This window comes from Paenibacillus sp. FSL R5-0928 (assembly GCF_037970385.1).
GTDB classification, from domain to species: domain Bacteria; phylum Bacillota; class Bacilli; order Paenibacillales; family Paenibacillaceae; genus Paenibacillus_AQ; species Paenibacillus_AQ odorifer.
In genome coordinates, this window is record NZ_CP150225.1 from 3020677 (window position 1) to 3033654 (window position 12978).

The window sequence follows — 12978 nt, forward strand, 5'->3', positions numbered from 1 at the left end:
CACAATCGCAAGGGCTGGTACCCTTCCATACACTGATCGAGGAAGAAGTGCTGAATAGGCTGGAAACTCGGAAAGAGGGTTTATCTTCCGATGAAGCGTCCAAACTTGTGGAGCGATATGGGAAGAACGTACTTCAAGAAGCGAAGACCAAATCGCTATTAGGAAAGTTTATCGAACAATTTAAAAATGTAATGATCTTTATTTTGCTAGTAGCAGCTGTATTGTCAGGAGTCTTGGGGGAATGGACGGATACGATCATTATTTTGCTTGTAGTCATTTTGAACGCGGTGCTTGGAGTTATTCAGGAAAATAAGGCTGAGCAAGCACTCGATGCGCTAAAAAGTATGTCCTCTCCACACGCCAGAGTAAGACGTTCCGGCCAGGTTACTGAGATAAAAAGTGAAGACCTTGTGCCCGGGGATATCGTATTGCTGGAAGCTGGAAATGTAGTTCCGGCGGATATAAGACTTTTGGAAGCCGCTTCGTTGAAGACGGAGGAAGCCGCGCTTACCGGAGAATCATTGCCCTCTGAAAAGCGGGCCGGTGTGCTTGAGGGTAGCGACATTGTAATCGGCGACCGCACCAATATGGCTTATATGAGCAGCAGTGTAACTTATGGCCGAGCAATTGGTGTAGTTACAGCTACAGGAATGCAGACGGAGGTCGGTAGAATTGCCGGTTATATCTCGGAAGAAGATACAGATGTAACACCGCTGCAAAAAAAGCTGGATGAGCTAGGTAAATATTTTACCTTTATTATTCTTGGCGTCTGCGTGATTATCTTTGCCGTTGGGATCTTCGAAGGAAGAGAGCTGCTGGATATGCTACTTACCTCGATCTCACTCGCGGTAGCGGCTATCCCGGAAGGGCTGCCAGCAATTGTTACGATCATTCTCGCGCTTGGTGTGCAGCGAATGGCGGGACGAAAAGCGATTATTCGCAAGCTTCCCGCCGTGGAAACACTTGGAAGTACAGAGATTATATGCTCCGATAAGACAGGTACTTTAACATTAAATAAAATGACTGTCGAAAAAGTGCATGTCAACGGAAAGACCACTGATTCCAGTGCAGGGCTTGAAGGGATTCCTGGTGGCGAGTTATTGCTTCAAGCTATGACGCTTTGTAATGACTCCAGTATTGACGAAGGAAAGACTCCTAGTGAACCTGAAGCAATAGCTGGAGCTAAGGACCCACAAACCAAGAGCGGAAAAGCAATCATCGGCGATCCGACGGAGACTGCGTTAGTCGATTATGCGCTTAGTATAGGCACTGACAAAAGGGAGCTGGAAAAGAAATACCCACGTAAAAATGAGCTGCCTTTTGACTCCGATCGCAAGCTGATGACAACGGTTCATGAGGTCGAAGCTGGACGTTATCGTGTGCTGACAAAGGGTGCACCAGATGTACTTTTGTCCAAATGCAGCCATATCTATGTGGATGGAGAAATTGTAACTCTACAAGACGAACATAAGCGGAATATCATGGAAAGTAATAAATTACTTGCGAATGATGCACTTCGAGTCTTGGCATTTGCTTTCCGAGATGAGGAGCAGCTGCCGACCGATCTCTCACCAGATACCACGGAGAAAGAGTTAGTATTTATTGGTTTGGTCGGTATGATTGACCCGCCGCGTGAGGAAGTACGGGATGCGGTAGCTATCTGCCGTAAAGCGGGAATTAGACCTGTAATGATTACAGGCGATCATCGTGATACAGCAGCGGCTATTGCCAAAAGATTAGGGATTATTGAAGATGAATCAGGTGTATTAACGGGTAGTGAGCTGGATAAATTCAGCGAAGAGGAATTTGCGGAGAAGGTTACCGATTATTCGGTTTATGCACGCGTCTCTCCTGAACACAAGGTTCGTATCGTTAAGGCTTGGCGACAAAAAGGAAAAATTGTGGCGATGACCGGAGATGGTGTAAATGATGCTCCTGCACTTAAATCATCCGATATCGGCGTGGGCATGGGAATAACCGGAACGGATGTTGCCAAGGGTGTATCAGATATGGTGCTTGCCGACGATAACTTTACGACTATAGTTGTTGCCGTAGAAGAAGGACGGAAGGTTTACAGCAATATCCGCAAGGCTATCCAGTTCCTTCTCTCCGCTAATCTTGGGGAAGTGCTGACATTATTTATTGCCACTATGATTGGCTGGCGTATTCTAGAGCCGATCCATATTCTGTGGATTAATCTCGTTACGGATACCTTACCTGCACTTGCCCTCGGACTTGAGAAAGCCGGCGAGGATGTAATGGCGAAGAAGCCGCGTAAAGCAAGCAGTAGCATCTTTGCGGGCGGCGTGGGGATCGGGATTATATATCAAGGGATTATAGAAGCGGCGCTTACGTTGATCGTGTATCAATGGGCGCATACGCATTACAATGAAGGTATAGCCGTTACAATGGCCTTTGGTACATTAGGATTACTGCAAATCGCTCATGCTTTTAACGTCAGATCCAATAAAAAATCGCTATTCCAGATCGGTTGGTTCAGCAATCGCTATATGTTATGGGCTTCGCTGATCTCTATACTAATGCTTGTGCTTGTGATCATCATCCCGGGCTTAAACGACTGGTTTGGTGTTTCACATTTAAGTGGATTACAGTGGGGAATAGTATGTGCAGCGGCCGTAGCGATTATTGTTATAGTTGAACTTGTAAAGCTGTTTGTCCGGATGAGCGGAAGGGGCAAGAGCTGGGATTAAGAAACTGGATAAAAGTTATAGTCAAAAAGCCTGAACCCCTTCAATAGGGATTCAGGCTTTTTGAATGATTTCTTTTAAAGTATGGGAAGCTTATAAAACACGTTGCATATGGAGGATTACATTACTCCAATAACCTGAGTCGAGCTCACTGATCTGAACTCCGGGCTCACCCCAGGTGTGTATAAACTTTCCGTCTCCAATGTAAATACCGACATGACCAGGTATAGCATCACTTTCAAATCGACCGGGAACGGTAAAGAAGATAAGATCTCCTACATCCAGTTCGCTTCGACTTACACGGGTACCTAAATTGTCCTGATCTTTAGCTAAACGAGGTAAGCTGACTCCGAATTTTTTGAATACATGCCTTGTAAAAGAAGAGCAATCAAATTTTTTGGTTTCTTCATAAGATCCAGCGCCAAAGTCGTAGGGAACACCCAAGAAATTTTTGGCAAAAGAGATTAACTCCTTTTTATCCGCTTCAGAAATACTTTGAATGCGTAAAGATTTAGATTCACTCGTGGATTCGACTGTCGATAATTTTTCGATAGTCTTACGTTCGGACGGTGTAGCAATGTTTATCTCACCCGACTGGGGATTCCAGCCTACTTCTGTTTGCAAAAATTTGGACAAGGCTAAAGGGGTGATATAGATTTGCCCTTCTTGCCGTCTAGGGGCTTGTGGCAGTGTGATTTTTTCCCCAAGTGAGAATACCTGTGGAGAGCCAGGGCGCAGCATATACATAACATCGCTATAACCGATTTTAGTGTATCCATCACTAGAACCATCATCCTTCATCCGATATCCGAGCGAAGTAACCGCAGGCTTGAGTGGAATCCAGTACTTTCCCTGAGCGTCAGTAATTGCAGATTGTTCATAATAACTGGAGGCATTTTTACCATCAGGAGTTAGCGCGTTAACCTTAGGTTTTTGCGATTGAGAAGAATAACCGCAGGATGAACTCGTTAAAGCGACAGCAAGCAATACAGTAGCGGTGGTTAGTAGTCTTTTGTGATTATTAGCCATTTAACACGCTCCATCTTCAAACTGTAAATTAAGTTTGTGCAGGGCGATTTTTTTTATGTAAAAGAAACGAAGGCAATCGCTGTAAGAGACAACCAAGCATTACCTCTTTTGATGTCATATATTCTTCAGAATTTGAAATCTATGGAAATATGATAAGTGATTGACGGATAAACAACCTCCATATAATATAGGTTTAATAGATTTCTATCATTAATGTGAGGTACGTGTAAGCTTATGCTTTAATGCTTTTATCGATAAAAGTGATAATGCTGAGTCGCTCACCTTGATGTATGCGTTAATAAACTAATGAAATGGGGTACTTTGATGAAAAAGAGAAACATTTTGGCGGGATTAAGCTTATGCTTCATGCTCGTAGCAACTGGTTGTGGCAACAATAACACTGCTGGAAACTCAGGAAATGCAGCGAATTCCGGTAATTCCCCTACGAATGCAGGAGCAGCAGATTCAAAAACGTACAAAATTGCGATCTCGCAATATGTGGAGCACCCCTCACTTGATGCTACACGCGAAGGAATTCTCGCTGCTTTGAAGGATGCAGGAATCGTTGAAGGCGAGAACCTGAAGGTTGACCTTGAGAATGCTCAGGCTGACCAAGCGAATAACTTGTCCATTGCTCAAAAAATTGCCGCTGACTCAAATGATTTGGTATTGGCAATTGCAACGCCTTCCGCTCAATCAATTGTTCAAGCACTCAGCAAAGCAAGTAAGGATACACCGATTTTGTTCGCAGCAGTAACTGACCCACTCGACGCGAAGATTGTCACGGATCTGGAGCATCCAGGTGGAAATGTATCAGGTGTATCGGACACCAATCCCGAAGCGATTAACAGATTAATGCAATTTATAGCTACCCAATTTCCTAACGTGAAAAAGCTGGGCATCGTTATTAATGAAGGTGAACCCAATGCAGTAATTATGGCTGAGATTGCTAAAAAAGAATTGGATAAGCATGGAATCGAGCTAGTGAAGGCTGCCATCACGAATACCTCTGAAGTCAAACAAGCTGCGGAATCACTTGTGGGTCGTGTAGATGCATTCTACATTACTTTGGATAACACAGTCGTAAGTGCAGTGGATACCATTATTCAAACGGCTAATGACAAGAAAATCCCGTTCTTCTCCAGTGACCGTGATACGGTTGAAAAGGGCGCTTTTGCCACCGTTGGTTTTAAATATTTCGATCATGGTTATCAAGTGGGTCAAATGGCCGTGGATATCTTGAAAAATGGTAAAAAGCCAGCTGATATGAAAGTAACCATGCAAGAAAAACTTGATCTCATTCTTAACCTGAAATCTGCAGCAGCACAAGGCATAGAAGTGACTGATGCAATGAAGGCAGAAGTTGCCGATCAAGCTAACAATATTATTCAATAAGCCATTATATAGGGGCGATTTCGTGAGAACGCCCCTTTCCGCTCGAAGGAGGAAGTCATCTATGTTAAATTCGATGCTCGGGGCCGTTGAAATGGGTTTGCTTTACGCATTTATGGCTTTAGGTGTATACATTACCTTTCGTATTCTTGATTTCCCTGATTTGACTGTAGATGGGAGCTTTACCACTGGTGGCGCCATTGCCGCTGTTATGATTACTAACGGTTATGCACCATGGCTTGCTACCTTGGCCGCTATTGCTGGTGGAATGCTGGCAGGAATGTGCACGGGCCTATTACATACGAAAGGCAAGATTAATGGACTGTTATCCGGTATTTTGATGATGATTGCACTCTATTCCATTAATCTGCGGATATTTGGTGGCAAACCCAACTGGTCTTTAATGGGCGACACTACCTTGTTCACTTCCATTGATCCTCTGCTCGTACTGCCGTTTGTAGTTATTTTTGTGAAAATAGTAATGGATTTATTCCTGCGTACGGATCTTGGACTTGCGCTGCGGGCTACCGGAGATAATGCAAGAATGATCCGTAGTCTGGGTGTAAACACGGATAATACCACTATTCTTGGTGTCAGTTTATCCAATGGAATGGTGGCGCTCTCGGGAGCGTTAATTACTCAGTATTCTACTTTTGCGGATTCCTCCATGGGTATTGGGATGATTGTAATCGGGTTAGCTTCGGTGATCATCGGTGAAGCCATATTTGGTGCCAAAAATGTATTTCGGGCCACACTGGCTGTTGTGCTCGGATCCATAGTTTACCGGATCGTAGTTGCACTTGCCTTGCGGGTACCGTGGCTTAAAGCTTCGGATCTTAAGCTGATCACAGCAATTATCGTTATTTTCGCTCTTGTATTCCCGTCGATTCAGCGTTTCCTGAAGCAGAAGAATATGGCGCGGAGGCGTTCCGTTGAATTAGCTGAGCAAGCGCTAAGCAGCAAGAGAGGAGGCACCATCGATGCTTAAACTGGAGAACGTATCTAAGCTGTTCAATCCCGGAACACCAGATGAGAAAATAGCGCTGCTCGGCATTGACTTGGAGCTTCTTCCCGGTGATTTTGTCACCATCATTGGAAGTAATGGAGCTGGTAAATCTACGTTGATGAACATTATTTCCGGTGTCATGAAGCCGGATCTGGGTACAGCCAGCATTGAAGGAAATTCAATCAGCCATTTGGCGGAATTTCAACGGAGTCGCTGGATCGGCCGGGTCTTTCAGGACCCAATGGCGGGTACGGCTCCACATATGACGATTGAAGAAAATTTAGCTATGGCTTATAAAAGAGGCAAAAGCAGAGGGTTAGTCTTTGGCGTAAATAAAGCAAAAAGAGCCTTGTTTCGCGATGAGCTAAGCCGTCTGGGGATTGGGCTGGAGGATCGCCTGCGGGCAAAAGTAGGGTTGTTGTCAGGTGGAGAGAGACAAGCGCTAAGTCTGCTAATGGCGACCTTTACTCAACCGCAAATTTTGCTTTTAGATGAACATACAGCAGCCCTTGACCCTTCTCGTGCGGAGCTGATTACTAAACTGACAGAGTCCATTGTCCGTGAGATGAAGTTAACCACCCTAATGGTTACCCATAACATGGAGCAGGCCATTCGTCTTGGCAATCGTCTGATCATGATGGATAAGGGCCGTATTATTTTGGATATCGACGAGGTTCGTAAAAAAGATCTTACCGTAGAACGGCTGCTCGGAGAATTCGAGACAATCAGCGGACATAAATTGGCAGATGACCGAATGATGCTTGGTTAGTCTGTTGTAGGTGTGAAGGTAGCTCAATATAAGGGCTTGAAGTGAACTCTGATTCTGGATTTCATTTCGAGCCCTTTTTTACATAGGATTTTTTTCGCCGAGCCATTATACTATCCTTATCTTTCAGTTCACGTAAATTTACCCAAATGGAACATTATGGTTTATAATGGAATTATAGTGATAATAAATGAAAATTATCATATTTAGGGAGCGGAGAAAACAGATGATTTGGAAAAATGTTAGCGCTTACAGAAGTTCGGGCATTTTCAACAAAATGATACTGATTATTTCCTTTTTGCTTCTACTTTCCTTTTTATTCTCGTTGACCGTTTTGCAATATGTGTATCGTATCTATGACAAGCAAATTTATGAAAAGGCCTCTGAGGTACTGGGGATGTCCTCTATAAGCATCGAAAATGCCCTAAGAGAATTGGATCAGCTTTCTTTTACAGTGGTGTCTGATGAGCAAATCCAAGAATGCCTGCGCCAATTGCAGAATGATCCACAGCCTTATGAAAGACAAGTTCTACATAACAAGATCATAAACAGGCTGGTTGCTTTTGCAGGGGCAGAGAAATACGTTTATTCCATGATGCTGATGGATACGAGTGGCGGAGTAATGACTGCGGGCAATCGTGAAGGGGTATCACAGGATCTGCAGGATCAGTTAAAGCCGTTAGCTGCGGAAGCTAGCGGGAGTATAGTGTGGTATCCGCAAGGAAACAGAAATTCACTTTTGGCGGTTCGGCAGATTAAATCTTATACAGGGTCAACGTTTACGCTGGATGATCTGGGAACACTCGTGATCCGTATTCGGATCGATCTAATCATTGCGGATAGTACGAGCGATACCGACCAATTAATAGCTGTTGATGCCACGACGGGACAGGCGATCTATCCTGAAGTACCGATTCTTTTGCCAGAAGAGCTTAAAGAAGAGACAGAACGTCCGGAGCTATATCGCACGGCCAAATATCAAGAAGGTACTTATTTTATAACCAAGACGAAATCATCTTATATAGATTGGATCTACATCAATGCAACTCCATTTAATGAGATGTTCAAACATATTACTTTTGTCAAAAAACTGGTCGTCATCATATTCGCACTAATCTTATTAATTGGTCTCCTTTTAGGCTACAGGCTTGCTCGTAGTATTGTACGTCCGATCTCTAAGCTGACCAAAAAAATGAAGCAAATCGAGAAGGGCGATCTGGACAATCTGGAGGAACAGTCATTAGGTGTGGTTTCACAGACTGCGCAGGACGAGGTTAGTCAGCTAAACCGGACTTTTAAAATGATGATCCGCAGGATCAGAGAGCTTATTGATGAGAACTATGCGAAGCAGCTGATTATTAGAGAGACCGAGCTGAAAGCATTACAGGCACAGATTAATCCGCATTTTTTGTACAATACACTGGAATCGATCAATTGGTTAGCCAAAATGAACAAACAAGCCAAAATCTCAGAAATGGTAGAAGCGCTCGGTTACTTGTTCCGCAGCTCTATTGGTCTCAAGGATCCGCTAATTACACTTGAAAAAGAGATCACTATCGTGCGAAATTATGTCATTATCCAGAAAACACGGTTTGATGAGAGGCTTGATTTCCGGATGGATGTACCTGAAAATCTGCATGATGCATTAATTCCGAAGCTGACCTTGCAGCCTTTAATCGAAAATGCTATTCGCTATGCGCTAGAGCCTAATATTGAGCCGTGCACCATTTCTATAACAGTTAGTGAAGAAGATCAGGGCCTCGATATCAAAGTCAGTGATAATGGACCGGGGATGAGCGCTGAATTTATCAAAGATTTACAGATGGGGAGAGTTAAGACACGTGGAGAAGGCATCGGCTTAGCTAACATCGCGGAGCGTATTCAAATCGTCTTCGGCCCTGAATGGGGCACAGTCATAGAAAGTGAGCCGGGTCAAGGAACAACTATACATGTGCGTATACCTTACTTAAAAGGAGTGCTAGAGAATGTATAAACTGCTGCTGGTGGATGATGAACGCTTGATTCTGGAAGGGATATCGCAGGTTGTGGACTGGGGACGAGCGGGAACAGAGCTTGTAGGCACGGCACGGAACGGGATTGAAGCTTTGGTGAAAATTGAGGAGCTTAACCCTGAAATTGTGATCACGGATATTTCTATGCCTGGTCTAGATGGCCTGGGACTGGTGCAAAAATGCAGTGAACGATTTCCAGACGTGAAATTCGTTATGCTGACTGGTTATAAGGATTTTGATTATGCTTGTATTGCTATGCAGAACGGGGTCAAACATTATCTTTTAAAGCCGTGCAATGAGAATCAGATCCATGAAGCACTGATTGAGCTGGTAGCGGAACTCGATGAGCAGAAGAGCAGAGGCGAATTCGTAAATCGTATGAAACAACGTCTTCAGAAGGTATTGCCCCATGTGAAAGAACAATTTTTGAAGGAATGGATCTCTAATAAAACTTATGGAAGTCAGGATCTAGAGTATTATCAGGAACTATTCGGCATTGAACTTAATGACAAAACGGTGCGCTTGCTCCTGTTCCGACTAGAAGGTTCTTACGAATATGAGCAATTGTTCGCTCTGCAAAATATTGCCCAGGACGTACTTCAGGAAACACTCCTGAGTGCGACGATAGGTGGTCATTTATTAATATTACTGGAAGATGAAGGGAATACGGTGCAGAATAGCTCCCTGCTTAAACGTATCGCTGAAGTAAGAGAGGTATTCTGCAAGTTTTATAAAATGGATGTGACAATCGCGATTAGTGATGCTGACCTTATGATTCATTCCCGGAGATTGTATCGTCAGACCTTGCAGTGCCTGAACCATCGTTTTTATTTGGAGGCGGGCGGTTTGATTACCGGGAGTGATATCCCAAGTGATGAGCTAAGTGGAAGAAATGATATCGAGCTAGATGAAGAGCATATTTGTCTACTTATAAAAGCAGGCGATCAAAATACGGTTGAGCTGGAATTGGAACGATTATTCAACTTGCTCGCAGATGAACGGTCAGATATTAACGTGACGCGTTCTTATGTTTTACAGTTATACTCCGCTATGATTCGTTTAGCAGTCCCTGATGAAAGAAATAGCTTCACATCAGGCTTGGCGGAGCTTGCCGAAATTAGAACCTTGGGAGGTTTAAAAGCATACGTCAAAGAGGCAGCGGTTCGCTTAACAGCGATGTATGACCGACATTTTAGTTCCCGGCAATCACTTATTGTAGACAAAATGTTCAAAATTATCGCAGAGGATTACAAGAATGCAGAGCTGTCACTTAGCTCGGTCGCTGCTGAAATGTTATATATGAATCCCGACTATCTCGGCAAAATATTCAAAAAAATTACCGGGGAGAAATTCTCGAATTATGTAACCAATTACCGGATTGCTAAAGCATCGGAGCATATTTTGAGAAGTGGGGATGTGAGAGTATTTGAGCTGGCTGAAATGTTCGGCTTCGGTGGAAATGCACAATATTTCAGTCAGGTTTTTAAAAAAGTAACCGGCCAGACCCCTACAGATTTCATGAAACCCCCTCAAGCGAACTGATTATTGAACAAACAAGACGGTTTTTTGTATTCAATAATCACGGAATATTTGAGAAAATTTAACCAATGAAAGCGCTACCTAAAGGGATCAGAGCCTTTACACTATCATAGGAAAAGGGGACATGAAATTGAAAAAGAGATTCGCTTTACTAGCCGTACCATTATTGCTGTCGTCGATGTTAGCTGGTTGCGGTGGAGGTAACAACAATAACAATGCTACTGCTACGGATTCCGCTACAAATACTCCTTCGGAAACGAAACCTGCGGCCACGACCTCAGCAGAACCAGTAACCCTGCGTATAGCATGGTGGGGTGGAGATACAAGACATTCTTATACACAACAAGTTATTGATATGTATGAAGCCAAATATCCGAATGTAACCATTGAGCCTGAATATGCATCCTTTGATGATTACTGGAAAAAGCTTGCTCCGCAAGCTGCTGCAAATAGACTTCCTGATATCGTTCAAATGGATATTTCTTATATTAATCAATATGGATCTAACGGACAGCTCGAAGATTTAAAACCTTATTTGAACTCTCAGATTCAAGTCGGCGATGTGAATGAGAACGTGCTGAGTACTGGAGTGATCGGTGATAAGCAATACGGAATTCCGTTAGGGGTTAACGTACTTGGTTTTCAATATGATCCAGAATTGCTGAAAAAGGCAGGTGTAGATTCTATCCCAGAGAACTGGACTTGGGATCAATACAAGGAAATCGCCGCGAAAGCTAAATCGGCTGGACTGTTTATGGACGGTTCCATGGCAGCAGACGTGTTCTTCAACTATTATCTGCGTACAAAAGGGCTGGCACTCTATAACAATGATGGTTCCGCACTTGGTTATGAGGACGATGCGTTGTTCACTGACTTTTTCGGAATGTTGTCTGGTCTGATTAAAGATGGAGCGGTCCCATCACAAGACAAACTGAGCCAAAATAAAGGGGTTATTGAAGAGTCGGATATTGTTAAAGGGACAGGTATCGGTGTATGGCAATGGTCGAACCAATACGTTGCTTTGCAAATCGCTGTAAATCGTCCTATGGAGCTGGCACAAATGCCTGGTCCAGATATGGATAAAGGGCTTTACATGCAGCCAAGTATGTACTGGTCAATTACCTCTAACTCTAAAGTGAAGGAAGAAGCAGCGAAGTTCGTTGATTTCTGGATTAATGATGTGGAAGCTAACAACCTGATCAAAGGCGAACGCGGAGTACCGATTTCAAGCAAAATCAAAGAATCTGTAGCTACACAATTAACTGATTCCGGTAAGCAAGTATTTAAGTTTGTTGCTGACATGGAGCGTACTACTTCACCTATGAGTCCACCGGTAGGTTCCCCAGAGGTTGTAGCCCTGCTTACAGACCTTGCTGAACAAATGAACTTCGGAAAAATCGACCCAGCAGCAGCAGCGGCACAGTTCCGAAAAGAAGCGAACTCTATTCTCTCCAGCCGTTAATCGTAGGGTAACAGATAACTATACTGCGTCTCACATGGGAAACGGCATGCCATTTCGCTAGGCGGCATCCCGTTTCCCATATTATTCACATAAAAAGGAGTTGGAGACCCTTGGCATTAACGAATCCCCTACCTTCGAATCCATTGGCTGTTAAGAAAAAGAACCTCACCGGCCGGCGGTTACGAAGCAACCTTACAGGATATGCCTTCATCAGTCCGTTCGTCATTGGCTTCCTTTGCTTCACACTGATCCCGATGATCATTTCGCTGTATCTTTCTTTTACCAAATACAATTTATTCGCTCCACCTAAGTGGATTGGATTTGATAATTACATCAAAATGTTCTCAAATGACCCGAAATATTTGCATTCACTAAAGGTAACGCTGCTTTACGTATTTATCGGTGTGCCTTTACGTCTAACCTTCGCATTATTTGTGGCCATGATTCTAAATACGAAATCACGTATGGTAGGAGCCTATCGGACAACTTATTATTTACCTTCTATTATAGGTGGCAGTGTGGCGGTCTCCATCATGTGGCGTAATATTTTTAGTGATACTGGAATTATTAACGGCATGCTTGGCTTTTTCGGAATTGGACCGGTAAGTTGGTTTGGCAATCCGAACGCTGCGCTTATAATGTTGATAACTCTATCTGTGTGGCAGTTTGGCTCATCCATGTTGATCTTTCTGGCAGGTCTCAAAAATATTCCTGGTGAAATGTATGAGGCAGCTAGTGTGGATGGAGCCGGATTCTTCAGAAAGTTCTTCAAGATTACTATGCCACTCTTAAGTTCAGTGATTCTGTTTAATCTAGTTATGCAGACGATCAGCGCATTTATGACCTTTGTTCCAGCTTATATTATCTCTAAAGGTGAAGGCGGACCTATGGACGGCACTATGTTGTATTCTCTCTATTTATTCCGTCAGGCTTTTATGTTTAATAATATGGGTTATGCTTCGGCTATGGCTTGGGTGATGTTGTTGCTTGTCGGCATCATGACCGGAATCTTGTTCAAGACATCCAAATCGTGGGTCTTCTACGAGTCGGAAGGAGGAAAATAA

9 protein-coding genes are annotated in these 12978 nt (G+C 43.6%); 8 read left to right on the forward strand and 1 reads right to left on the reverse strand.

Features of this window, described 5'->3' with window-relative positions; genetic code table 11:
- Positions 1 to 14 precede the first annotated feature (14 nt).
- Entirely contained in the window at positions 15 to 2711 is a 2697-nt protein-coding gene (locus tag MKZ16_RS13480) for a cation-translocating P-type ATPase (RefSeq protein WP_076105029.1), read from the forward strand.
- Between the two features lie 90 nt (positions 2712 to 2801).
- Here MKZ16_RS13480 and MKZ16_RS13485 read toward each other — a convergent pair whose 3' ends face one another.
- Positions 2802 to 3737, reverse strand: coding sequence for an NlpC/P60 family protein (locus MKZ16_RS13485; RefSeq protein WP_076104997.1), 936 nt, complete (start codon positions 3735 to 3737; stop codon positions 2802 to 2804).
- A gap of 324 nt (positions 3738 to 4061) precedes the next feature.
- On the opposite strand from MKZ16_RS13485, the gene MKZ16_RS13490 reads away from it, so the two are divergent.
- From MKZ16_RS13490 to MKZ16_RS13520, 7 genes are all read left to right on the forward strand, one after another.
- Positions 4062 to 5132, forward strand: a complete 1071-nt coding sequence (locus MKZ16_RS13490) for an ABC transporter substrate-binding protein (protein WP_076104998.1) — start codon at positions 4062 to 4064, stop codon at positions 5130 to 5132.
- 61 nt (positions 5133 to 5193) lie between these two features.
- On the forward strand, positions 5194 to 6117 hold the full coding sequence (locus MKZ16_RS13495; RefSeq protein ID WP_036686219.1) for an ABC transporter permease: 924 nt from the start codon (positions 5194 to 5196) through the stop codon (positions 6115 to 6117).
- Positions 6110 to 6904: an ABC transporter ATP-binding protein gene (locus tag MKZ16_RS13500; RefSeq protein ID WP_076101657.1), complete on the forward strand. Its 795-nt coding sequence runs from the start codon at positions 6110 to 6112 to the stop codon at positions 6902 to 6904. The genes MKZ16_RS13495 and MKZ16_RS13500 overlap by 8 nt, the downstream gene beginning before the upstream one ends.
- Before the next feature lie 223 nt (positions 6905 to 7127).
- Positions 7128 to 8894: a sensor histidine kinase gene (locus MKZ16_RS13505; RefSeq protein WP_036686222.1), complete on the forward strand. Its 1767-nt coding sequence runs from the start codon at positions 7128 to 7130 to the stop codon at positions 8892 to 8894.
- On the forward strand, positions 8887 to 10455 hold the full coding sequence (locus MKZ16_RS13510) for a response regulator (RefSeq protein ID WP_076101660.1): 1569 nt from the start codon (positions 8887 to 8889) through the stop codon (positions 10453 to 10455). The genes MKZ16_RS13505 and MKZ16_RS13510 overlap by 8 nt, the downstream gene beginning before the upstream one ends.
- Before the next feature lie 121 nt (positions 10456 to 10576).
- Positions 10577 to 11914, forward strand: a complete 1338-nt coding sequence (locus tag MKZ16_RS13515) for an extracellular solute-binding protein (protein ID WP_076104999.1) — start codon at positions 10577 to 10579, stop codon at positions 11912 to 11914.
- 143 nt (positions 11915 to 12057) lie between these two features.
- A complete protein-coding gene (locus tag MKZ16_RS13520; RefSeq protein WP_076105030.1) occupies positions 12058 to 12978 on the forward strand; it encodes a sugar ABC transporter permease in 921 nt (306 codons plus the stop codon).

Coding starts and splice junctions, on each gene's coding strand:
- MKZ16_RS13485 (WP_076104997.1), bottom strand. CDS start 3,737: ATGGCTAATAATCACAAAAGACTACTAACCACCGCTACTGTATTGCTT.
- MKZ16_RS13490 (WP_076104998.1), top strand. CDS start 4,062: ATGAAAAAGAGAAACATTTTGGCGGGATTAAGCTTATGCTTCATGCTC.
- MKZ16_RS13495 (WP_036686219.1), top strand. CDS start 5,194: ATGTTAAATTCGATGCTCGGGGCCGTTGAAATGGGTTTGCTTTACGCA.
- MKZ16_RS13500 (WP_076101657.1), top strand. CDS start 6,110: ATGCTTAAACTGGAGAACGTATCTAAGCTGTTCAATCCCGGAACACCA.
- MKZ16_RS13505 (WP_036686222.1), top strand. CDS start 7,128: ATGATTTGGAAAAATGTTAGCGCTTACAGAAGTTCGGGCATTTTCAAC.
- MKZ16_RS13510 (WP_076101660.1), top strand. CDS start 8,887: ATGTATAAACTGCTGCTGGTGGATGATGAACGCTTGATTCTGGAAGGG.
- MKZ16_RS13515 (WP_076104999.1), top strand. CDS start 10,577: ATGAAATTGAAAAAGAGATTCGCTTTACTAGCCGTACCATTATTGCTG.